The sequence below is a fragment of the Pseudomonas sp. GW822-FHT07A10 genome, from assembly GCF_058798795.1.
Genome location: NZ_JBXAKV010000004.1, coordinates 349,491 through 370,914, shown reverse-complemented (window position 1 = coordinate 370,914; position 21,424 = coordinate 349,491). Strand labels below are relative to the sequence as shown.

23 protein-coding genes are annotated in these 21,424 nt (G+C 60.4%); 10 read left to right on the top strand and 13 right to left on the bottom strand.

Annotated elements, in window-relative coordinates; genetic code table 11:
- Nucleotides 1-69: 69 nt before the first annotated feature.
- Nucleotides 70-1,695, bottom strand: coding sequence for a methyl-accepting chemotaxis protein (locus AC1RL4_RS10020; protein WP_096480952.1), 1,626 nt, complete (start codon nt 1,693-1,695; stop codon nt 70-72).
- Between the two features lie 275 nt (nt 1,696-1,970).
- Between AC1RL4_RS10020 and AC1RL4_RS10015 the strand changes: the two genes are divergently transcribed.
- Entirely contained in the window at nt 1,971-2,993 is a 1,023-nt protein-coding gene (locus tag AC1RL4_RS10015) for a transporter (protein WP_019581436.1), read from the top strand.
- 274 nt (nt 2,994-3,267) lie between these two features.
- On the top strand, nt 3,268-4,884 hold the full coding sequence (locus AC1RL4_RS10010) for an inorganic phosphate transporter (protein WP_019581437.1): 1,617 nt from the start codon (nt 3,268-3,270) through the stop codon (nt 4,882-4,884).
- A gap of 73 nt (nt 4,885-4,957) precedes the next feature.
- Here the strand turns inward: AC1RL4_RS10010 and AC1RL4_RS10005 are convergent, their stop codons facing one another.
- Entirely contained in the window at nt 4,958-5,392 is a 435-nt protein-coding gene (locus tag AC1RL4_RS10005) for a multidrug/biocide efflux PACE transporter (protein WP_096480953.1), read from the bottom strand.
- Between the two features lie 89 nt (nt 5,393-5,481).
- On the opposite strand from AC1RL4_RS10005, the gene AC1RL4_RS10000 reads away from it, so the two are divergent.
- Nucleotides 5,482-6,336 (top strand): LysR family transcriptional regulator, encoded by an 855-nt coding sequence (locus AC1RL4_RS10000; protein WP_028939393.1) that lies wholly within the window; start codon nt 5,482-5,484, stop codon nt 6,334-6,336.
- A 116-nt stretch (nt 6,337-6,452) separates the two neighbouring features.
- Here the strand turns inward: AC1RL4_RS10000 and AC1RL4_RS09995 are convergent, their stop codons facing one another.
- The 3 genes from AC1RL4_RS09995 to AC1RL4_RS09985 form a co-directional block, all read right to left on the bottom strand.
- Nucleotides 6,453-7,688 carry an RNA polymerase sigma factor gene (locus tag AC1RL4_RS09995; protein WP_018926429.1) on the bottom strand — a complete coding sequence of 412 codons (1,236 nt, stop codon included), beginning with the start codon at nt 7,686-7,688 and terminating at the stop codon, nt 6,453-6,455.
- A gap of 76 nt (nt 7,689-7,764) precedes the next feature.
- Nucleotides 7,765-8,109, bottom strand: a complete 345-nt coding sequence (locus AC1RL4_RS09990) for a YciI family protein (RefSeq protein ID WP_018926430.1) — start codon at nt 8,107-8,109, stop codon at nt 7,765-7,767.
- A 98-nt stretch (nt 8,110-8,207) separates the two neighbouring features.
- Entirely contained in the window at nt 8,208-8,633 is a 426-nt protein-coding gene (locus AC1RL4_RS09985) for a YybH family protein (protein WP_018926431.1), read from the bottom strand.
- A gap of 139 nt (nt 8,634-8,772) precedes the next feature.
- Here AC1RL4_RS09985 and AC1RL4_RS09980 point away from each other — a divergent pair, with 139 nt between their 5' ends.
- Nucleotides 8,773-9,258 (top strand): GNAT family N-acetyltransferase, encoded by a 486-nt coding sequence (locus AC1RL4_RS09980; RefSeq protein WP_028939395.1) that lies wholly within the window; start codon nt 8,773-8,775, stop codon nt 9,256-9,258.
- Nucleotides 9,259-9,277: 19 nt separating this feature from the next.
- On the top strand, nt 9,278-9,883 hold the full coding sequence (locus AC1RL4_RS09975; protein WP_007934805.1) for a pyridoxamine 5'-phosphate oxidase family protein: 606 nt from the start codon (nt 9,278-9,280) through the stop codon (nt 9,881-9,883).
- A 42-nt stretch (nt 9,884-9,925) separates the two neighbouring features.
- On the opposite strand, the gene AC1RL4_RS09970 is transcribed toward AC1RL4_RS09975, so the two are convergent.
- From AC1RL4_RS09970 to AC1RL4_RS09960, 3 genes are all read right to left on the bottom strand, one after another.
- Complete coding sequence (locus AC1RL4_RS09970; RefSeq protein ID WP_493119591.1) at nt 9,926-10,414, bottom strand: GNAT family N-acetyltransferase; 489 nt, start codon at nt 10,412-10,414, stop codon at nt 9,926-9,928.
- Nucleotides 10,415-10,738: 324 nt separating this feature from the next.
- On the bottom strand, nt 10,739-11,224 hold the full coding sequence (locus AC1RL4_RS09965; RefSeq protein WP_064616409.1) for a GyrI-like domain-containing protein: 486 nt from the start codon (nt 11,222-11,224) through the stop codon (nt 10,739-10,741).
- 69 nt (nt 11,225-11,293) lie between these two features.
- Nucleotides 11,294-11,956 carry a LysE family translocator gene (locus tag AC1RL4_RS09960; protein WP_064616407.1) on the bottom strand — a complete coding sequence of 221 codons (663 nt, stop codon included), beginning with the start codon at nt 11,954-11,956 and terminating at the stop codon, nt 11,294-11,296.
- Nucleotides 11,957-12,094: 138 nt separating this feature from the next.
- On the opposite strand from AC1RL4_RS09960, the gene alaC reads away from it, so the two are divergent.
- Entirely contained in the window at nt 12,095-13,303 is a 1,209-nt protein-coding gene (gene alaC / locus AC1RL4_RS09955) for an alanine transaminase (RefSeq protein WP_007934798.1), read from the top strand.
- Between the two features lie 65 nt (nt 13,304-13,368).
- Here the strand turns inward: alaC and AC1RL4_RS09950 are convergent, their stop codons facing one another.
- Together AC1RL4_RS09950 and AC1RL4_RS09945 are read right to left on the bottom strand one after the other, a co-directional pair.
- Nucleotides 13,369-14,721: a GntP family permease gene (locus tag AC1RL4_RS09950; RefSeq protein WP_019581444.1), complete on the bottom strand. Its 1,353-nt coding sequence runs from the start codon at nt 14,719-14,721 to the stop codon at nt 13,369-13,371.
- 81 nt (nt 14,722-14,802) lie between these two features.
- Nucleotides 14,803-15,336, bottom strand: a complete 534-nt coding sequence (locus AC1RL4_RS09945) for a gluconokinase (RefSeq protein ID WP_019581445.1) — start codon at nt 15,334-15,336, stop codon at nt 14,803-14,805.
- Nucleotides 15,337-15,551: 215 nt separating this feature from the next.
- Here AC1RL4_RS09945 and gntR point away from each other — a divergent pair, with 215 nt between their 5' ends.
- The 3 genes from gntR to AC1RL4_RS09930 all read left to right on the top strand — a co-directional run bounded on the left by gntR (nt 15,552) and on the right by AC1RL4_RS09930 (nt 18,067).
- On the top strand, nt 15,552-16,583 hold the full coding sequence (gntR, locus tag AC1RL4_RS09940) for an HTH-type transcriptional regulator GntR (protein ID WP_019581446.1): 1,032 nt from the start codon (nt 15,552-15,554) through the stop codon (nt 16,581-16,583).
- A 64-nt stretch (nt 16,584-16,647) separates the two neighbouring features.
- The gene (locus AC1RL4_RS09935; protein ID WP_028939399.1) at nt 16,648-17,280 is read left to right on the top strand and encodes a glutathione S-transferase family protein; all 633 of its coding nucleotides are present in this window, start codon (nt 16,648-16,650) and stop codon (nt 17,278-17,280) included.
- A 43-nt stretch (nt 17,281-17,323) separates the two neighbouring features.
- The gene (locus AC1RL4_RS09930) at nt 17,324-18,067 is read left to right on the top strand and encodes an NAD-dependent epimerase/dehydratase family protein (protein WP_018926442.1); all 744 of its coding nucleotides are present in this window, start codon (nt 17,324-17,326) and stop codon (nt 18,065-18,067) included.
- A 98-nt stretch (nt 18,068-18,165) separates the two neighbouring features.
- Here AC1RL4_RS09930 and AC1RL4_RS09925 read toward each other — a convergent pair whose 3' ends face one another.
- Nucleotides 18,166-19,065 carry a LysR family transcriptional regulator gene (locus tag AC1RL4_RS09925; RefSeq protein WP_019581447.1) on the bottom strand — a complete coding sequence of 300 codons (900 nt, stop codon included), beginning with the start codon at nt 19,063-19,065 and terminating at the stop codon, nt 18,166-18,168.
- Nucleotides 19,066-19,164: 99 nt separating this feature from the next.
- Here AC1RL4_RS09925 and gstA point away from each other — a divergent pair, with 99 nt between their 5' ends.
- Nucleotides 19,165-19,767, top strand: a complete 603-nt coding sequence (gene gstA, locus AC1RL4_RS09920; RefSeq protein ID WP_019581448.1) for a glutathione transferase GstA — start codon at nt 19,165-19,167, stop codon at nt 19,765-19,767.
- 57 nt (nt 19,768-19,824) lie between these two features.
- Here gstA and AC1RL4_RS09915 read toward each other — a convergent pair whose 3' ends face one another.
- Nucleotides 19,825-20,838, bottom strand: a complete 1,014-nt coding sequence (locus AC1RL4_RS09915) for an ABC transporter substrate-binding protein (protein ID WP_096480954.1) — start codon at nt 20,836-20,838, stop codon at nt 19,825-19,827.
- Nucleotides 20,835-21,398, bottom strand: coding sequence for a sigma-70 family RNA polymerase sigma factor (locus AC1RL4_RS09910; protein WP_230175480.1), 564 nt, complete (start codon nt 21,396-21,398; stop codon nt 20,835-20,837). The genes AC1RL4_RS09915 and AC1RL4_RS09910 overlap by 4 nt, the downstream gene beginning before the upstream one ends.
- Nucleotides 21,399-21,424 lie beyond the last annotated feature (26 nt).

Genomic DNA, 21,424 nt, shown 5'->3' with positions numbered 1-21,424 from the left:
AGGCGCGGCACGAACTTGAGAGCGACTGTGTACCGACTCGGTAACCGATTCGGTACACAGCCCATTTCACTAGGCGCTCAACCGCGCCGTCACCTCATTCAATTGCCCTGACAGCCCATGCAGGTTGTGGCTGGCCGCTTCGGTGCGCTGCACGTTGTCCAGGTTGGTGCTGGCGATGCTGGTAATTTCGGTGAGGTTGCGCGAGATGTCTTCGGCCACTGAAGTCTGTTCTTCTGCGGCGGTGGCGATCTGGCGGTTCATGTCGCGAATGGCTTCCACGGCATGGGTGATCCGCTCGAGCATGGCGCCGGCCTGGGTCACTTGCTCGACGCTTTGCTCGCTGCGCGACTGGCCGCTTTCGATGGCCTGGGCCGCATCCACCGCACCGGTTTGCACGGTTTGAATGATCTGGTTGATCTCGATGATCGACGCCGCCGTGCGCTGGGCCAGGCTGCGTACTTCATCGGCGACCACCGCAAAACCACGCCCGGCTTCACCGGCACGGGCCGCTTCGATTGCCGCGTTGAGCGCCAGCAGGTTGGTTTGTTCGGCGATGCCGCGAATCACTTCCAGCACCTTGCCGATGCGCCCGCTGTCTTCTTCCAGACGACGGATGACCGTGGCGGTGTTGGCGATTTCGCCACGCATTTGGGTGATGGTGTGAATGGTGCCCTGCATGACCTTCTCGCCTTGCTGGGCGGACTGATCGGCATCGTCGGCCGCACGTGCCGCTTCGGCGGCGTGGCGCGCGACTTCTTGCGCGGTGGCGGACATTTCGTTCATCGCCGTGGCCACCTGATCGGTGCGATTGAACTGCTCGTTAGTGCCGCTGGCCATAAGGCCGGCAATCGAGTTCAGCTCACCGCTGGCGCTGTCCAGGTCCGACGCGCTGCGCTGCAAACGACTGAAGGTTTCGGCGAGGAAATCGCGCAAGGTGTTGGCGGCCCTGGCCAGGTTGCCCAACTCGTCCTGACGGGTGCTGGCCACGCGTTCGGCGAACCGGCCCTGACTGAGTTGCGCCACGTAGTCGATCAGTTTGCGGATCGGCTCCACCAGATTGCGGTTGACCAGCCACAGACTCAACAGGCCAATCAGTAGGCCCGACAGCAGCATCACCACGAGCCCCGACAACACCGTCTGATCGGCACTGTCACTGATCAATTTCGATTGTTCGACACTCTGCTTGCGCAGTTCACTGACCAGTTCATTCATCTGCTCGCTGGCAGCGCGGTCCACGCCCTTGACCGCATTGTCGCCCGCCGCTGGGTCGGCACCGGCCGCCACGTAGGCATCACGGCCCTTCTGATACGCCGCACCTAATACACGATGCTCCTCACGCAGGCGTTCGATGCGGGTCTTGAGTTGCGGCTCCATACCCTTCTGCCCGGCCAGTTCACCGAGGATACCCTGCACATTGCGCTGACCCTCCTCGAACTGCTTCCAGTATTTGTCCAGGTCCGCGGGTTGCTTGCCGCGCAGCAGGACGTTTTTCCACTCCTGAACCTGCACCTTGAATTGCAGGTTGGCTTCATCGATCAATTGCGAAGTGTGCAACGGGCCTTCAATCAGATTCGCGTAGCTCTGAACGCCGTTGGACAGAAAGTGAAAGCAGGCCAAAGCGATCAACAACATCGCCAACAGGCTGCCACTCAACAGGGCGAGAATTTGTGCTCGAAGGGACTTTTGCAAAGACATCGGGAAGTACTCGAAACAGGAATGAGGCACGCTGATGAAGGCGTGAAAAGTATCCGGACATCCCTGTCTGCCACATTGGCCCTTGGCCGAAGGCGCGCAAACGTAACTCAAGCGTGATCGGCGTTCCAGAGCGGTTCTTGAGGAGAATCCGACCATCGGTATCGCAATCGTTTGCGTACACCTCGCCATCACAAAACCGTCATGAGCGCTTGCAATGATGGGGCTCAAGTGAACCTGTGAAACCCGCGACAGGCGCCTCCTCGCAGCGAGACTTCATGAACCACAGCATTGACCAACGCCATCGCGATTCCGACTTGTTCGGCCTGCTTTACGGTTTCAGTTTTCGCCCCGGCGAGCGCGGTCGAGAGATCGATTCGGCCAAGGCACTGCACTGCCTGCAACAACCGGACGACAGTGACGAGTTTCTCTGGCTGCACCTGAACCTGGCCCATGCGGCGTGCGAGCGCTGGATGAAAAGCCATCTGGAATTGCCCGACGAGTTTTTCGAAGCCTTGCATGAAGGGTCGCGTTCGACGCGCATCGAGCATGTCGATTCGGCGTTGCTGGCGGTGGTCAACGATGTGGTGTTCAACCTCAGCAGCATGGTTTCCTCGGATGTCTCGACGCTGTGGGTCTGCGCCCGCAGTCGGCTGATCATCAGCGCGCGCCTGCAACCGCTGCACTCGGTGGACAAGCTGCGCTCTTCGGTGAAGGCCGGTGAATGCTTTCGCTCACCGCTGGAATTGCTGGTGCATTTGCTGCGCGATCAGGGCGAAGTGCTGACGCAGATCGTGCGCAAGACCAGCCTCAGTGTCGATCAGATCGAAGATGAATTGCTGTCGTCGCGCCTGTCCACCAACCGTGCCGAACTGGGCGCCAACCGCCGGGTGCTGGTGCGCCTGCAACGGCTGCTGGCGCTGGAGCCGGGCTCGTTGCTGCGCCTGCTCAATCGCCCGCCGCAATGGTTGCAAAAGGAGGACGTCAAGGAGCTGCGCAAGTCCACCGAGGAGTTTGCGCTGATCATCAATGACCTTACGGCGCTCGGTGAGCGGATCAAGCTGTTGCAGGAAGAAATCGCCGCCAACCTCAACGAGCAGAGCAACCGCACGCTGTTCACCCTGACCGTGGTCACGGTGTTGGCGCTGCCGATCAACATCATCGCCGGTTTCTTCGGCATGAACGTCGGCGGGGTGCCGCTTGCCGGTGATCCGGAGGGGTTCTGGATTCTGGTGGCGCTGGTCGCGACGTTTACCCTGATTGCCGGGCGTTGGGCGTTTCGCAAGCGGCGCGATTATTAAGCAAAGTACCAAGGCCTTATCCCAATCCTGTGGCGAGGGGGCTTGCCCCCGTTGGGCTGCGCAGCGGCCCTTATCGGGTTTATTCATTCAAACCGCATTCTCTGGTTTTACGACTGCTTCGCAGCCGAACGGGGGCAAGCCCCCTCGCCACAGATATTTGCCTGCATTAACTTCTAGCCCCACAAAAAAACCAAACACTGACCCAGCGCAGCCTCACTGTAATATTTAGCAACGATCATGGCCGATACTCCTTCTCTGCTCAGGATTGTCCGGCATGGCTACGCCTTCTTTCACCGCCGCTACACAGGCTCCTGCCAGCGGCGCCAGGCCGCAGTTCGATAAAAAACCCGGCCTGCTCACCTTCGTGATGTTCTTTGCCGTGCTGGGCAGCGGGCTGTTGTTCACCGCCTACAGCCTGATGCACGACATGAGCGAACTCGGCACGGTGGTCACCACCTGGACGCCGTTTCTGCTGTTGGGTGTCGCGCTGCTGATTGCTTTGGGCTTTGAGTTCGTCAACGGTTTTCACGACACCGCCAACGCCGTGGCGACGGTGATTTACACCCACTCCTTGCCGCCGAATTTCGCCGTGGCCTGGTCCGGGTTCTTCAACTTTCTGGGGGTGTTGCTGTCCAGCGGCGCGGTGGCGTTCGGCATCATCGCCCTGCTGCCGGTGGAGCTGATTCTGCAGGTCGGCTCCTCCGCCGGTTTCGCGATGATCTTCGCCCTGTTGATCGCCGCGATCCTGTGGAACCTCGGCACCTGGTGGCTGGGCTTGCCGGCCTCTTCGTCGCACACCCTGATCGGTTCGATCATCGGCGTCGGCGTGGCCAATGCCTTGATGCACGGCCGCGACGGCACCAGTGGCGTGGACTGGGCCCAAGCGACCAAGGTCGGTTACGCGTTGCTACTGTCGCCGCTGATCGGCTTCGCCTTTGCCGCGTTGTTGCTGCTGGCGTTGCGTGTCTTCGTCAAAAATCGCGCACTGTACAAGGCGCCGAAGGGTAATACCCCGCCACCGTGGTGGATTCGCGGCATGTTGATTCTGACCTGCACCGGCGTGTCGTTCGCCCACGGCTCCAACGACGGCCAGAAAGGCATGGGCCTGATCATGCTGATTCTGGTGGGCACGCTGCCGATGGCGTATGCATTGAACCGCACCATGCCGGCGGATCAGGCCTTGCAATTCGCCGCGGTGGCCGAAGTCACCCAGCAAGCCCTGATGAGAAACACACCACTGCCGATGCCCACCGATCCACGCCCGGTGCTGACCGACTACATGCGCAACAAGGAAGCCACCCCGCAACTGATCCCCGCCCTCGCCGCGTTGGCGGGCCAGATCGGTAACGAAGTGAAGGGTTACGGCTCGCTGTCGAAAGTCCCGGCCGAAGCGATGGGCAACGTGCGCAACGATATGTACCTGACCAGCGAAACCATTCGCCTGATGGACAAGAACAAGGTCGGAAACTTCGACACCGACACCACCGGCAAGCTGCAGTTGTTCAAGCAACAGATCGACAACGCCACGCGGTTCATTCCGCTGTGGGTGAAGATCGCGGTGGCCATCGCCCTGGGACTGGGCACCATGGTCGGCTGGAAACGCATCGTGGTGACGGTCGGCGAGAAAATCGGCAAGACACACCTGACCTATGCGCAGGGCGCATCGGCAGAAACCGTGGCGATGCTGACCATCGGCGCCGCCGACATGTTCGGCCTGCCGGTATCGACCACTCATGTGTTGTCTTCAGGCGTGGCCGGAACCATGGTCGCCAACGGTGGCGGCTTGCAGATGAAGACCATCCGCAACCTGCTGATGGCCTGGGTGCTGACCTTGCCGGCGGCGATTGTGCTGTCGGGCAGTTTGTACTGGTTGTTCACTAAGCTGTTCTAGTCGGCACACCGGACTGTGGGTAATAAAGATCCCCTGTGAGAGCAAGCTCCCTCGCCACAAAGGAGCCCTCTCATTAGCGAACTGCACGAGCCATCACCCACCGCTCACGCACCACGTCGTAGCCCCAGTGGTACACGTAGGTGTACGGCAGGAAAAACAGCAGCACGCCGATATCCAGCAGGAACGCCTGCCACAGGCTGATCTTCAGCCACCAGGCAATCAACGGCACCCCAAATGCCACCAGCCCGCCTTCGAACAACAGCGCATGCACCACGCGCACCCAGGCGTTACGCACAATGGCGAAGCGTTTGAGCACGCGGTCGAACAAGCCGTTGAAGACCACGTTCCAGGCCAGGGCAAGGGCTGCAATCGCCATGGTTGCCACGCCCATTTCCAGCATGGGTTTGTCCATGACCCAGGCCAGCAGCGGAGTACAGATCAGTATCGCCAGCAGTTCGAAACCGATGGCCTGGAGAATTCGTTCAGTGATGGATTTGTTAGCGTTCATGGCCAGACTCCCTGAGTGACTGTGGTTGCCATGATCTGCCATCACACCGATACTTCATAACCAATAACCATCGATCAAGGCGATAGTTCATGGCTTCCCACGAAGTGTTGCTGGCGTTTGTAGAGGCCGCGACCCAAGGCTCGTTTTCCGCCGCGGCGCGCAAGCTCGGGCGCAGTCAGTCGACCATCAGCGCCGCCGTGGCGAGCCTGGAAATCGACCTGAACCTTGTCCTCTTCGACCGCAGCAGTCGCAAGCCGAGCCTGACTCCGGCCGGGCACGTCATGCTGCAACGGGCCGAGGAGATTCTGGCCGCCACCAGCCGTCTGGAAATGACCGCCAGCCAATTGTCCCAAGGCATCGAGCCAAAGTTGACCGTGGCGATTTCCGACACTTACCAGTCCGACCGTTTCGAAGCGGCGCTCAGTGCTTTCGAGCAGCGGTATCCAGACCTGGAACTTGAATGCCTGATCGCCGAATGCGATGACCTGGTAGCACTGGTACAACGCGGCCGCGCGCACGTCGCCTTCGCTGAAATGCAGGACAGCTACCCGCCGGACCTGGTCAGTTCGACGGTGGACGAGCGCACGGAAATCGCCCTGTTCGTGTCCCACACGCACCCATTGGCGACGCTGAACGACATCGATCAGGACGTGCTGCAACAGCACCGCGAACTGCGTCTGGCGACGATCGTCAATCCGTATGAAAGCCGCGCGAAGGGGCGGGTCTGGTCGGCGCCGAGTTACCTGATGCTGCTGGAAATGGCTCAGGGCGGGTTCGGCTGGGCACCGTTGCCGCGATGGCTGGTGGGGCGGTTCGGGGCTGGTTCGTTGGTGGAATTGAAAGTGCGCGGCTGGCCGAAACCGGTGTACGTCGATGCGCTGTGGTCGCGTTTGCACCCGCCGGGGCCGGCGGGGAGTTGGTTATTGGGCAAGATGCTGGAATGAAGGTCCTGCGGACCTTATCGCGGGCAAGCCACGCTCCCACAGGATTGAGGCGATCACACCTTTGCGATTCGACTGTGGGAGCGTGGCTTGCCCGCGATGGGGCCATTGAAATCACATCACTCCAACGCCCGGAGCCGTCCCTCGATAAACCGCCGCTCCGGCACCTGCTGTGTCAATTCCAGCGCCCGCTGATACGCCGCTCGCGCCTCTTCCACCCTTCCCAACTGCCGGCAAAACTCTGCCCGTGCCGAATGCGCCAGGTGGTAATCCAGCAACTCGCCCCGGGCCAGAATCCCTTCGATCAACGTCAGCCCGGCCTGCGGGCCATCACGCCTGGACAGCGCCGCCGCGCGGTTCAGTTCGATCACCGGCGACGGCACCGCCCGCAGCAGCACGTCGTACAGACCGACAATCTGCGCCCAGTCCGTCTCTGCCGCCGAGGGCGCTTCGGCATGCACCGCGGCAATCGCTGCTTGCAGGCAATAAGGTCCGAAGCGCCGTGTCGTCAGCGCCCGCTCAATCAAGGCGCAGCCTTCGGCAATCAGCTCGGCGTTCCACAACGAGCGATCCTGTTCATCCAGCACAATCAGCTCACCGCTCGCGGAGGTCCTGGCCGGACGCCGGGACTCATGCAACAGCATCAGCGCCAGCAGCCCCATCACCTCCGGTTCAGGCAACAGCTCCATCAACAACCGACCGAGACGAATCGCTTCGCGCGTCAGGTCTTCACGGATCAGTTCGTTGCCGATGGACGCCGAATACCCTTCGTTGAACACCAGGTAAATCACCCGCAACACGCTGTCGAGTCGCTCGGGCAGTTCCGTCAGGGTGGGCACTTGGTATGGGATTTTCGCGTCACGGATCTTGGCCTTGGCGCGCACGATGCGCTGGGCGATGGTGGCCGGTGCCGAGAGGAATGCCCGGGCGATTTCTTCCGTGGTCAGGTCGCAGACTTCGCGCAGGGTCAGCGGCACTTGAGCGTCCGCCGCCAGCGCCGGGTGACAACAGGTGAAGATCAGGCGCAGGCGATCGTCTTCCACGTCTTCGTCACTCCAGTCGGCCTGCTCCAGCGCCTCCAGTTGAGCGATCAACAACGGCCGGGACGCGTTAAAACGCGCGCGCCGGCGCAACACATCAATGGCCTTGAAACGGCCGGTGGACACCAGCCAGGTGCGCGGATTGTCCGGCACACCGTCGCGCTGCCAGCGCTCGACCGCGACGAAGAACGCCTCGTGCAGCGCTTCTTCGGCGAGGTCGAAATCGCCGAGCAAGCGGATCAGGGTCGCCAGGATTCGCCGCGACTCGTCGCGGTAAACCTGCTCGACTTGCGCCCGTACCGATTCGCCCGGCATCAGTCCGGCATGCCTGGGGCCATTTTTCGCTGGACGGTTCGCACACTCATAAAAGAACTCCTGTTGTGATAGTTATTCAGACATTCAACTGGCGAACGGGCCGCACCTCGACGCAGCCGACCCGGGCCGCCGGAATGTTACCGGCGACCTGGAGGGCTTCATTGAGGTCTTTGGCATCGATCAGGTAGAAGCCGGCCAACTGCTCCTTGGTTTCAGCGAACGGGCCGTCGGTGATCGACATTTTGCCGTTGCGCATGCGCACGGTGGTCGCGGTCTGCACCGACTCCAGCGCTTCGGCGGCGATCATCCGGCCGCTGCCCTGGATCGACTCGGCATAGGCCATGCACTCGGCGTCGTTGGGGCTTTCGGGCATCGAGTGCAATTCGTGCTCGTTGCTGTAGACCAGGCATAAATACTTCATGGGACTCTCCATTTCAGGCGGCTTTGCCGTGACCGAACTGATCAACTATGGCTGTCGATTGGCGCTTTGGCGCTGCTTTCCGATAAACAGCCCGACCATCAGGGTTCCAGGTTGAACAGCGCCGCGCCGCTGGTCATGTCGAACGGAGCCGACCAGTGTTCGTGGACGATCTGCCAGAGCCCTGCTTCCTGCCGATAGCACGCGGTGACGCGCATCCAGCAAGCCTGGGTTTCACCCTTTTCATTGGTGCCGCCGCAATGCGCCAGCCAGTGAGCGAAAGCGATCTCCTGCGATGGCACGACGTTGATTTCATGGAACTCGAAAATATGCGGGCCGGGGCACATCTCCATGCATTCCTGCCAATGCGCACGGTAGGCCGCCTTGCCCTTGAATTGCAGGGCTTTGACGGCATCGAAGGAGACGATGTCGTCGGCGTACAGGGCCATGACCTTTTCCACGTCCTTGGCGATGACCGCCTGACGGTAGTTCTCGATCAGGTTATGGATTTGTGTCTGAGCGTTCATGAGGGTTCTCCGTGTTTTTTGTTGAAGACACCTTTAGTCGTCTGGCAAAAAGCCAAATCGACAACCGAAATAAAAATAATCCATGGAGGCAAACTCGCTAGAATCCGAGCCTCATTTGTGTTGGAAAAAGGACACTCCAGTGACAGCCCGACTCGTGCCTTACGAAAGCCTGAACGCCTTGCAGCGCCAACAGGTCGAGGCCATCGAAATCCACGCCGAACAAATCAGATTCTCCGGTGACATCCACGGTGCATTGCACACCTTGCTGTCCAAACCGGGCCCAGGCGTCAAAGGCTTTGCCCTGCTGGCCGAAGAGGTTCCAGTGGCCTTCCTGCTGCTCAAGCGCCCGCCGGTGCTGCCGGCCTGGGCCGACGAACACAGCGCCACCCTGCACGCCCTGCAAGTCGATCACCGTGCCCAGGGCAAAGGTTACGGCAAGGCCTGCCTGCAAGCCCTGCCCGAGGTTGCGCGCCAGGCCTGGCCGGAGATCAAAGGGCTGGAGTTGTCGGTGGATGCCGACAATGAATCGGCCATCGCGCTGTATGCCAAATACGGTTTTGTCGACAGCGGCGAAGCGTACAAAGGCCGGATCGGTTACGAACGACGGATGGGACTGGTTTTCTGATTCATGGAGGGATGAACGAATGTTGAATTCAATCGAAGCGCTGGAAGCGATCTACGGCCTGCCCCATGAGCGCGCGGTGCGCAAGCAGATCCCGTTTTTGAACGAGGACTATCAGGCGATGGTCCGCGCCTCGCCGCTGGTGATTATCAGCTCGGTCGGCCCCGACGGCATGGACGGCTCACCGCGCGGCGATACGCCGGGTTTTGTGCGGATCATCGATGAGCGCACGCTGGCGATCCCGGATCGCCCCGGCAACAACCGCATCGACACGCTGCGCAATGTCGTGCTCGACTCGCGGGTATCGCTGCTGTTCATCATTCCGGGGATCGGCGAGACGCTGCGGGTCAACGGCACGGCGCAGATCAGCGCCGAACCGGCATTGCTGGAGAGTTTTGCTGTCAATGGCAAACCGGCGCGCACGGTAATGCTGGTGACGGTGGAAGCGGCGTATTTCCATTGTTCGAAAGCGATTGTTCGTTCGGATTTGTGGAACCCCGAGCGCTACCTCGACCGCTCTGCCCTGCCGACGGCAGGGGCGTTTCACAAACGGCTGAACGATGGGCAGTTCGATGCCGAGACGTATGACCGGGAAGCACCGGCCAGGGTACGAGACAGCCTCTACTGATAACACCGTTGATGATCGTTCCCACGCTTTGGGAACGATCAATCAAAGGTCCAGAATCATCTCATGCCACGCCATCCCGCCATGGTCGGACGCCGAAGGCTTGATGTAGACAAACCCAAACCCGGCATACAGCGCAATGTGCCGCTCTTTGCACATCAAATGGATGCTGGCCTTGTTCAATGCGCGCATGCGCTGGATGAATTCACCCATCAAGCGTTTTGCCAGGCCTTGCCCCTGATAATCCGGATGCACCACCACCGACATGATCACCACATGCGGGCCGGCCGCGTCGTGGCCGATCAGTTCCTTGAACGCCTCGTCCGACATTTCCACCTCGAACGCCGCACCGGAATTGACGAAACCGGCCACAACGCCATCCACTTCGGCGACGATGAAGCCCTCGGGCCATGTGGCGATGCGGGTGGCGATTTTCTCGCGGGTGGCGGCTTCGTCGCCTTCGTAGGCAACGGTTTCGATGGCGTAGCAGCGGTCCAGGTCAGCGGGAATGACGTGGCAGATGACGGTGTTCATGGCAGCTCGGAATCGGCGGGGGAAAGGCTGGGATCATAAATTAATAAGGTGTTCATATCGATCACGACGAGTGCCGTAAAGCCTTCGTATAGGCACTTTCATTGCGCGTCTCCCGGGGCTATTTGTGTTGCCTGTCTCTAGTCACCATGAGGGGAATACACCATGAGCAGCGTCCAAATCGGTCTTCTTATGCTGTTGGGCATCAGCACGTTCGGCTTCGTTTCTTTGGCGATCGACCTGTTGCGGGCGCGACGGGTGAACAAGGGAAAATAGTGCCCGCAGGACATGCAGAGGCGGCCGGTTGAGCCGCCTCTGCAAATGTGATCAGGACTTGATCGGCAGCCAGATTTCCAGCACGCCGGTATTGAGCTTCGGGTTGAAGTCTTCGCTGTAGCGTTCGAACTCCGGGGCATCCGCTGCCTCGTGACCGGACTGCGGCAACCAGGTGTTCCAGATGTACTGAAAGGTCTGGGGCAAGGTATCCAGCGAGCCCTTGTGCTCGAAAACCGCGTAATACTGGGGCTGAATCTCGACCCAGCGGTATTTCTCGGGCAGGTCGTCGAGCTTGCTGATCTCGACACCGGCGATGTATTCGAAACCGCCCTTGCCATCCGGGTTGCAGCAAACGCCGTAGGTCACTTCGCCCTTTTGCCCGGGAACATTGCCGATGTGGGGAACGAATTTATCCCAGAGCTTGGGAATCTTGCCGGCCGTCTCTTGGGTAAATCGTCCGCCAAGCCCCGCTATGAGCATGAAGTGCCCGTGTTCGAAGCGTTGCTCAACCTGATCATCGCGTATTTGCTCATCCATGACTCGACTCCTGGGAACGTAAAAAGTGGGTTCGGCTGGGAGTATAGAGGCCAAACCCGATTCGCCCAGTCAGAGCCCCGGAAGCTGCCCGGCGGTGGGCGCACCGATAAACTCGTTGTAACCCGAAAGAATCACGTACACCGCGAAATAGCAGAAGATCGCGGCCGATGCCATGTAGGAATAACGCAGCAGTTTGTCTCCGAGCAGCTTGCCGCCATGGCTCGCCGCAAAGCACAGCGTGACGCACCAGAGAATTCCCGCACAGAGAAATCCACCGAGAAACAACGCCGAGCTGAGGGTGCCGCCGCCACCGGAACGGGCAATCAGGGTGCCGCCCACCGCGGCGAACCAGAGAATCGCACTGGGCGACGACATGGCGAGGAAAATCCCCCGCAAGAACTCTTTGCGATGGGAGTTGTGGCCAACGTCGGCGGTCTCGGCCAACACGGCACTGTGGTAGATCGCCGAATGAATCATCTTCGCCGCGAAGTACAGCAGCAACGCCGACCCGCCGATCCACAACACCCAACGCACGGTTTCGTACTGCAGCAATACGGTCATGCCGGCCAGTGCCAGCACTGCGTAAATCAGGTCGCCGACGCAAGTCCCCAGCCCCAGGGCAAAGCCCTGGAAATAGCCGCGCTGCATCGCCAGCGTGATCATCGCGATATTGGCCACGCCGATGTCCAGGCACAGCGAAAGGCTGAGCAGGAAGCCACTGGTAAATTCCATCAACCCGTTTCCTTCGGAAAATTTGTTTACGTAGAGGCTGGACAGTTTGCCATACCTGCCCTTACATTCCGCCACAGGCCACCGCAGTGGCCAGCGTCGCTCGGACGGTTCCGGGCGCTTACGTTATTCGAGGCAACAATGGCCGAACAAGGTTCGCCGCGCCGCTTTGCGCGCATAGATCGACTCCCCCCTTACGTTTTCAACATCACTGCCGAGCTGAAGATGGCCGCCCGTCGTCGTGGCGAAGACATCATCGACTTGAGCATGGGCAACCCCGACGGCGCCACGCCGCCGCACATCGTCGAAAAACTGGTCACCGTCGCCCAGCGCGAAGACACCCACGGCTACTCCACGTCCAAAGGGATTCCGCGCCTGCGTCGGGCGATTTCCAATTGGTACAAGGATCGCTACCAGGTTGATATCGACCCGGAAAACGAAGCCATCGTCACCATCGGTTCCAAGGAAGGCCTGGCGCATTTGATGCTGGCCACCCTCGACCAGGGCGACACCGTGCTGGTGCCGAACCCGAGCTACCCGATTCACATCTACGGTGCGGTGATTGCCGGTGCCCAGGTGCGGTCGGTGCCGCTGATCCCTGGCGTGGATTTCTTCGCCGAGCTGGAACGGGCGATTCGCGGTTCGATCCCGAAACCGAAAATGATGATCCTGGGCTTTCCGTCCAACCCCACCGCCCAGTGCGTGGAGCTGGACTTCTTCGAGCGGGTGATCGCCCTCGCCAAACAGTACGACGTTCTGGTGGTGCACGACCTGGCCTACGCCGACATCGTCTACGACGGCTGGAAAGCCCCGTCGATCATGCAAGTGCCCGGCGCCAAGGACATCGCGGTGGAGTTTTTCACCCTGTCCAAGAGTTACAACATGGCTGGCTGGCGCATCGGCTTCATGGTCGGTAACCCGGAGCTGGTCAACGCTCTGGCGCGGATCAAGAGCTACCACGACTACGGCACCTTCACCCCGCTGCAGGTCGCGGCCATCGCGGCGCTGGAAGGCGATCAGCAATGCGTGCGCGACATTGCCGAACAGTATCGCCAGCGTCGCAACGTGCTGGTCAAAGGCTTGCATGAATTGGGCTGGATGGTCGAGAACCCGAAGGCGTCGATGTATGTCTGGGCCAAGATTCCCGAGGCTTATGCACACCTGGGCTCGCTGGAATTCGCCAAGAAACTGCTGGCCGAGGCCAAGGTTTGCGTCTCGCCGGGTGTCGGGTTTGGTGAGTACGGGGACGATCATGTGCGCTTCGCGCTGATCGAAAACCAGGACCGGATTCGTCAGGCCGTACGCGGAATTCGCGGGATGTTCCGGGCGGATGGGTTAGTCACCAAATAACCCCCCGTAGAAGTCGCCCACAAAAAAACCGCATCGCTGCGGTTTTTTTGTGTTGGCCGTTTGTGTCAGACGAACAACGACAGCAGCAGGATAAAGCCCAGGCCTACCACGGACAAGATGGTTTCCATCGCGGTCCAGGTCTTGAAGGTTTCCGCCACGGTCATGTTGAAGTACTGCTTCACCAGCCAGAAACCGGCGTCGTTGACGTGGGACAGGATCAACGAACCGGCACCGGTGGCCAGCACCAGCAGCTCACGGTTCACGCCCGGAATCATCCCCACTACCGGCACCACGATGCCGGCGCCAGTGATGGTCGCCACGGTTGCCGAACCGGTTGCGATGCGAATCACCGCGGCTACCAGCCAGGCCAGCAGGATCGGCGAGATCTGAGCCGCCACCGCCATGTGACCGATCACATCACCCACACCGCTAGTCACCAGCATCTGCTTGAAGCCACCACCGGCACCGATGATCAGGATGATCGCGGCAGTCGGCGCAAGGCTCGAATCCAGCCATTTGAGCATCTGTTGCGAACCGATGCCCTGCTTGTAGCCGAAGGTGTACAGCGACAGCAGCAACGCCAGCAGCAGCGCCGAGATCGGGTGACCGATCAGGTCCATGAAAGTGCGGAAGAAGTTGCCGTCCGGCAGCGCCACATCGGCAAAGGTCTTGAGCAGCATCAGGAACACAGGCGACAGCACGGTGACCAAGGTAATGCCGAAGCTCGGCAGATCGCCTGCATCCTCATCGCGCACCAGTTGATCCACCAGCTCCTGGTTCGGATGACCGGGAATGTGCTTGGCAATGAACGTACCGAAGATCGGACCGGCGATGATGGCCGTTGGCAGCGCAACGATCAGGCCATAGAGAATGGTTTTACCGATGTCGGCACCGAACACGCCGATCGCCAGCAACGGCCCCGGGTGCGGAGGAACCAGACCGTGCACGGCGGACAGACCGGCCAGCAGCGGGATACCGATCTTGATGATCGACACACCGGTACGACGGGCGACGATGAACACCAGCGGGATCAGCAGCACGAAGCCGATTTCGAAGAACAGCGGGATGCCGACCAGGAAGGCCGCGAACATCATGGCCCACTGCACCTTATCCTTGCCGAAGGCCCGAATCAGGGTCTGGGCGATCTGATCCGCCCCGCCGGACTCGGCCATCATTTTGCCGAGCATGGTGCCCAGCGCCAGAATGATCCCGACGAAACCGAGAACGCCGCCGAAACCATCCTGGAACGCCTTGATGATGGTGCCGATCGGCATGCCGGAGGTCAGCCCGAGGAACGCGGCGGCGATGATCAATGCAATGAACGGGTGAAACTTGAACTTGGTGATCAGGACAATCAAGCCGATCACCGTGACCACTGCATCGAGCAGCAGAAACGACTCGTGGGACATGCCAAACATGGGGGGTGTCTCCTGTTTGTTGTTGTTATTAAAGCGATTAATCAGAAGCCGTCAGGACAGCGCTATCTTTTGCAGCAAAACTCAACTGGCGAGTTTCAAGCCGTGATCGAGCCACCAGCGGTGGGCCTGAGCGGCCAATTCGTCGACGCTGTAACTTGAAGCATCCAGAGCCAGGGTCAGGGGCTCACCAACGGGCGATTCAAGGGTGGCGAACTGGCTGTCGATCAGGGTCGACGGCATGAAGTGGCCCGGCCGATGGGAGACACGATCGGCGGCGACTTCAGGGGTCAACTCAAGGAACACAAAGCCCAGGCCCGGCAAGGCACTGCGCAAGCGTTCGCGGTAACTGTGTTTGAGGGCCGAACAGGTCAGCACCGGGCGCTCGCCACGGGCATCGACGCGGCGCAGTTCATCGCACAGGCTGTCGAGCCAGCCGGCACGGTCTTCGTCGTTCAGGGGGATACCCGCGCTCATCTTTTCGATATTGGCGGCAGGGTGGAAAGTGTCGCCTTCAATGGCGGTCGCGCCGCTGAGTTGGCACAGGGCCTGGCTGACGCACGTCTTGCCGCAACCGGCAACGCCCATGATGACCAGGGCGGTGATGGGATGATTCATGTAACACCTCAGCGCGCAGACAGCGCTACCTTTGCTACGTAAAACTCTAGTGCAAAAGCAGATGTTGCCGACGCCTTCTTGTCATTTTTGTGGGTTGCAGCATGTTCGTTCTCGATGCCGAAAAGCGAGGATCAGGCAAACCCCGCTCACGCATTTGCAGCTGCATCGAGACAGCGCTACCTTAGTGCCTTGAATTTTGTTTGGCAAGCCGTCCGATGAATACCCCTAAAAACGATAAAAATACACGAACCACTGGCCGTCCTACCCTCAACGAAGTCGCGCGCCTGGCCGGTGTCAGCCCGATTACCGCCTCCCGCGCCCTGCGTGGCGTCAGCACGGTGGCCACCGAACTGGTGGAAAAAGTCCAGAAAGCTGCCCTCGAGTTGAACTATGTGGTCAACCCCGCCGCACGCGCGCTGGCCTCGGCCCAGAGCCATTCCGTCGTGGTGTTGGTACCGTCATTATCCAACCTGCTGTTCATCGACACGCTGGAAGCCATTCATCAGGTTTTGCGACCAAAGGGCTTCGAAGTGCTGATCGGTAACTTCCATTACTCGCGCGATGAAGAAGAAAACCTGCTGCGCAACTACATGGCTTATCAGCCGCGCGGCTTGCTGCTGACCGGTTTCGACCGCACCGAAAGTTCGCGGCGGATGATCGAGGCCAGCAACATTCCCTGCGTCTACATGATGGAACTGGACAGTGCGGCGGGACTCAATTGCGTCGGTTTTTCGCAACTGGCCGCCGGCGAAACGGCGGCCGAGCATTTGCTTTCCCGTGGTCGCAAACGCCTGGCTTATATCGGAGCGCAACTGGATCAGCGCACGTTGCTGCGGGGCGAAGGTTTCCGCCGGGCGCTGCAAAAAGCCGGATTGTATGATCCGGCCCTGGAAGTGCTGACCCCACGCCCCTCCTCCGTCGGCCTCGGTGGCGAACTGTTCCTGCAACTGCTGGCTGCGCATCCGGACCTCGATGCGATCTTCTTCGGCAACGACGACCTGGCCCAGGGCGCACTGCTCGAAGCCTTGCGCTGCGGGATCAAGATCCCCGAACAAGTGGCGATCCTCGGCTTCAACGACCTGCCCATGTCCGAACACATGGTGCCGCGCCTGAGTAGCATCAATACGCCTCGAGAGGCCATTGGCCGTCGTTCGGCCGAGTTGATGCTGACCTTGATGGCCGGCAATTCGGTGGCCAAACCGGTGCAGGACATGGGGTTTGAATTGAAGGTGCGCGAGAGCACCTGATACGCAATCATCCCTTTGCTCGTGCTAGATTCCCGGCACCTGTAACAGCAAACGGAGAAGCTCAATGGGACATGCGCTGAAGATTTTGGGTCGGGCCTCGTCAATCAACGTCAGAAAGGTCCTGTGGGCCTGCGACGAACTGGGCGTTTCCTACGAACGGGAAGACTGGGGCAGCGGTTTTGCCTCGACCCAGAGTCCGGAATTTCTCCAGCTCAACCCAAACGCACAGGTGCCGGTGCTCATCGACGAAGCCGGCGTGCTGTGGGAGTCCAACACCATCTGCCGCTATCTGGCCGGCAAATACCAAAACACCGATCTGTTGCCCATCGAGCCGGCGGCGCGCGCTCGCGTGGAACAGTGGATGGATTGGCAAGCCACCGAACTCAATCCGTCCTGGGGCTACGCCTTTTTTGCGCTGGTGCGGCAATTGCCGAACTTCCAGGACTCGCAGCGGATCGCCGATGGCGTTCGCGGCTGGAACGCGAAAATGGGCATCCTCGAACAGCAACTCGCGTCGACCGGTGCGTATGTCGCCGGACCTCGGTTCACCCTGGCCGATATCCTCATCGGCTTGTCGGTCAACCGCTGGCGGATGACCCCGATGGAGCGCCCGGACTATCCCGCCGTCGACGCCTATTGCCAACGACTGGCACTGCGACCGGGGTTCATGGAACACGCCTGCAACGGCGTGCCATAACGCCAAACCCGCTCCCTCTGCCCTTCCATAAAAAGAGAACCCCATGAACGGACTCAACGTACTGCTGACCGGCGCCTGCGGCAGAATCGGCAAAACCTTTTTTGAAGCTTCGCAGGACCGCTACACCTTCGTGCTGACGGATCGCATCGAGCCCGACTTCAATGTCGAAGCACCGCATCGCTTTGTACGCCTGGACCTGTCCGACCTCACCGCCATAAGCGAAGTGCTCAAAGGCATCGACGTCATTGTGCATCTGGCCGGCATCCCTCACGCCACCGCCTCTTTCGATGAGTTACTGCCCAACAATATTCTGGCCACCACTTACCTGTTCGAAGCCGCCGTGGCTGCGGGTTGTAAACGATTGGTGTTCGCCAGCAGCGCGCAGACCATCGAGGGCTATCCGGTGGACCGGCAGATCACACCGGGCATGCAGGTGATGCCGGCCAATCTGTATGGCGTCAGCAAGTGTTATGGCGAAGCCTTGTGTGCGTTCTACGCTGCCAAACACAACCTCTCGAGCATTGCCATACGCATCGGCGCTTTCGAGTTTGCGGACCGTCACGAATTGACCAACGCTCGCGACCTGAGTGCATGGCTCAGCCCTCGTGATGCAGTGCAGTTGCTGCAACTCTCTGTGGAGGTCGAAGGTGTGCAACACCTGATCGCCCACGGTATCTCCAATAACCGTTTCAAACGCCTGGACCTCAGTGAAACTACCCGGGTGTTGGGTTATAGGCCGGTGGACGATGCATTTCAGGAGTTCGACATTCCCATTGGGTTTCCTTGACGGTGCGTCTCCAGAATCCGGGCAACGTGGTTCTTGCGCTGTAGCCTGAGGTCGGTCGACCTCTGCCGCTCGGCGGCAAGGGTTGATCGCCCTCCTTTTCAGTTCCCGGACGAATCAGCCGATAACTGATGTTCTGCGAGCATCCTTAGCAGCGCCCGCACCGCCGCCGAAGGTTCTTTGTCGGGCGCGACCACCAAGGCAAACTCCCGGTCGATGCGTGGCGTCACCGGCACTATCCGCAGGCCTTGGCGATGAGTCGGCAGGGTCATTTCCGGCACCACGGTCACGCCGATGTTTTCCCGCACCAAGGTGAACGCACTGCTCCACTCACGCACCTCGGCCCGCACATCCAGCAGTTGCAACCCGGCATCAGCCGCCAGGCTGCGGGCATTGGTCGAGCACCCGCCCGTGGCCAGCACAAAGGGTTGCTGCGCCAGTTCCGCCAGTGAGACGCCCTCTTCATTCGAGCGACGCGCCAAGGGATGGCCACCGGGCAAAACCGCCACCCAGGCATCACGCCCCAAACGTCCGGCATTGCGCGCGGGTGCCGGGTTCAACGCCACACCGACATCCACCAGCCCATCACTGAGCAATGTTTCCACTTCATTGTCGCTGACCTCCAGCGCCACCACTTGAATGCCGGGATACAGCCGATTGAACTGGCGCAACAGCGGCGGCAGGAGTGTCGTCAGCACCATCGGGAAACTGGCCAGACGAATCGTCCCGCGCTGGATGCCTTTAGCGGCGTCGACGGTGCTGCGAATGTTTTCCAGGGCACCGAGCATGGTTCGCGCCTGTTCGATCACCGGCAAGCCAATAGCGGTCGGCAAGGTCTGGCGGTTTTCCCGGCTGAACAGCTGAACGCCCAGGGTTTCTTCGATCAAGGCCAGTGCCTGGCTGGCACCGGACTGAGTCATGCCGACCCGCTCAGCGGCGCGGGTAATGTTGCCGGTATCGGCCACCGCCACCACCATTCGCCAATGCATCAGGTTCATCATGACAGTAGCTTTCCTAATGGCAGTTTTCTGAAAGATTAATTTTACCGAGGGTGCCGCGCACTATGACACTGGCGCAAATCCGCAACCAGAGCCCTGCCCATGAAGTTGTATTACGCCCCGCAAGCCTGCTCATTGGCGCCGCACATCGTGCTGCGCGAACTGGAGCTGCCGTTCGAGTTGGTCCGCGTCGACAACAGCAGCAAGAAAACCGTCACCGGTGATGACTTCCTCGCCATTAACCCCAAAGGCTACGTCGCGGCATTGCAGCTGGATAACGGCGATGTGCTGACCGAGGGCCCGGCGATCCTGCAGTACCTGGCGGATCTGCACCCGGAGGCCAACCTGGCACCGGCGAGCGGAACGTTCGAGCGGGTGCGGTTACAGGAATGGCTGAACTTCGTTTCGACCGAGATTCATGGCGGGCTGGGTTGGCTGTTCAATCCGCAGTTTGCGGACGAGGTGAAGGCGCTCATCAAAGAGAAACTGTTCAAGCGCTTTGCCGTGTTGAGCCGGACGCTGGAGCGGCAGGATTACTTGATGCCCGGCGGGTTCAGCATTGCCGATGCGTATCTGTTTACGGTGTTGCGTTGGGCTCGGCTGTTTGCGATTGATCTGGATGATTGGCCGGCGTTGGCCCGGTTTCAGGCGCGGGTTGATCAGCGGCCAAGCGTGAAAGCGGCGTTGGCGGCGGAGTTGGTGTAAGGCTTTAGATCGCTTCGCGGGCAAGCCCGCGATAGCTATCTATCAAATACAGCTGAACTACAAACTCGCACTCACTTTGCTCGCCACCTCACCCGGCACCCAATCCTTCCACACCTGCGGCTGATCGCGCAAAAACGCTTCGGCGACCTGACGCGGTGGCTGGCGTTTTTCGCTCATCTGCCCCAGGGTCTGGTTCAGCAGATCGATCGGCAAATCGACCTTTTCGAAGAACGCCACCAGGTCCGGGTACTGCGCCTTAAACGGTGCCGACACACCGATGGCCAGGCTGGCCGGCATCGAACGCGTGCCCTTGGGGTTCGGGTTGTTGGCATCGGCCAGGGTTTTCCAGGCTTGCGCGTCGAACGGTGGCTCTTCGAGTTTCACCAATTTGAAGCGGCCCAACAGTGGCGTCGGCGACCAGTAGTAGAACAGCACCGGTTTGCCCCGGCGGATCGATGAAGCGACCTCGGCATCCAGCGCCGCGCCGGAACCGGTGCGGAAGTTCACGTAGCTGGCGGTCAGGTCATAGGCCTTGAGTTTCTGGCTGTTGACGATCTCCGACGTCCAGCCGGTCGGGCTGTTGAGGAAGCGTCCGCGGCTTGGGTCTTCGGGGTCGCGGAATACGTCCTTGTAGCGAGCCAGGTCGGCGACGGATTTCAGCTCCGGCGCCAAGGGTTTAATGCCGCGTTCCGGGTCGCCCTTGATCACGTATTCCGGCACCCACCAGCCTTCGGTGGCGCCTTTGACGGTATCGCCCAAACCAAACACTTTGCCCTCCGATGCCGCCTTGACCCAGGCCGGACTGCGCCCGGCCCACTCTTCGCCGATCACCTGGATGTCGTTCTTGGCCAACGCGGCTTCGAGGCTGACGGTGCTGCCGGGCAAGGTGTCGGTTGGGTAGCCATAACCTTTCTCGACGATCAGCCGCAGGATCTCGGTGATCAGGCTGCCGCTTTCCCAGGTGATGTCGCCGAAATGGATGGGTGTGGCTTTTTCTGCGGCGGGAACATGGCCAGCCACAAGGCTCAGGGCCAGCAGCGAACTGCCGAGCAGGGTTTTGATCGATCTCATGCGGACCTCCGGGTCTGGGGTGTTCGGTTCAAGGACGTTCGGTTCAGGGGTTCGTTGGCGCTGTGCAGCGCGCACAGTGCCTGGGAACGGGTCATGTAGACGCTGACCGAACGCTGGGAAATGCCCAGTTCGGCGGCAATTTGTGGGTAGGTCAGGCCGTCGACTCGCGACAGCAGAAACGTTGCCCTGACCTGGCCCGGCAGGCGGTCGAGGGTTCGATCCAGGTGCTTCAGGGTCTGGGAGAACTGCGCCAGGTCTTCAGGCGATGGCCCGCCAATCGGATCAGTCGGCAGTAACTGCTCGAGGTGTTGGCGTTCCAGATCCCGATGGCGCCACAGCTGATAAATCAATCGCTGGGCGATGGTAGTGAGTAAGGCGCGGGGTTCGCGAATCGGCGTCAGGCCTGGCGACTCGAGCAATTGCACGAAGGTTTCGGCGGCAATGTCTTCGACACTGGGACTGGCTCCCAGATATCGGCGCAGACGTGCGCACAGCCAGGTGTAGTGGGCGCGGAACAATCCGCCCACGGCGTTGCGATGGGAAACGTCGGCGCCGGACATAGGGGCTCCTTGGGTTAGGGGTCGCT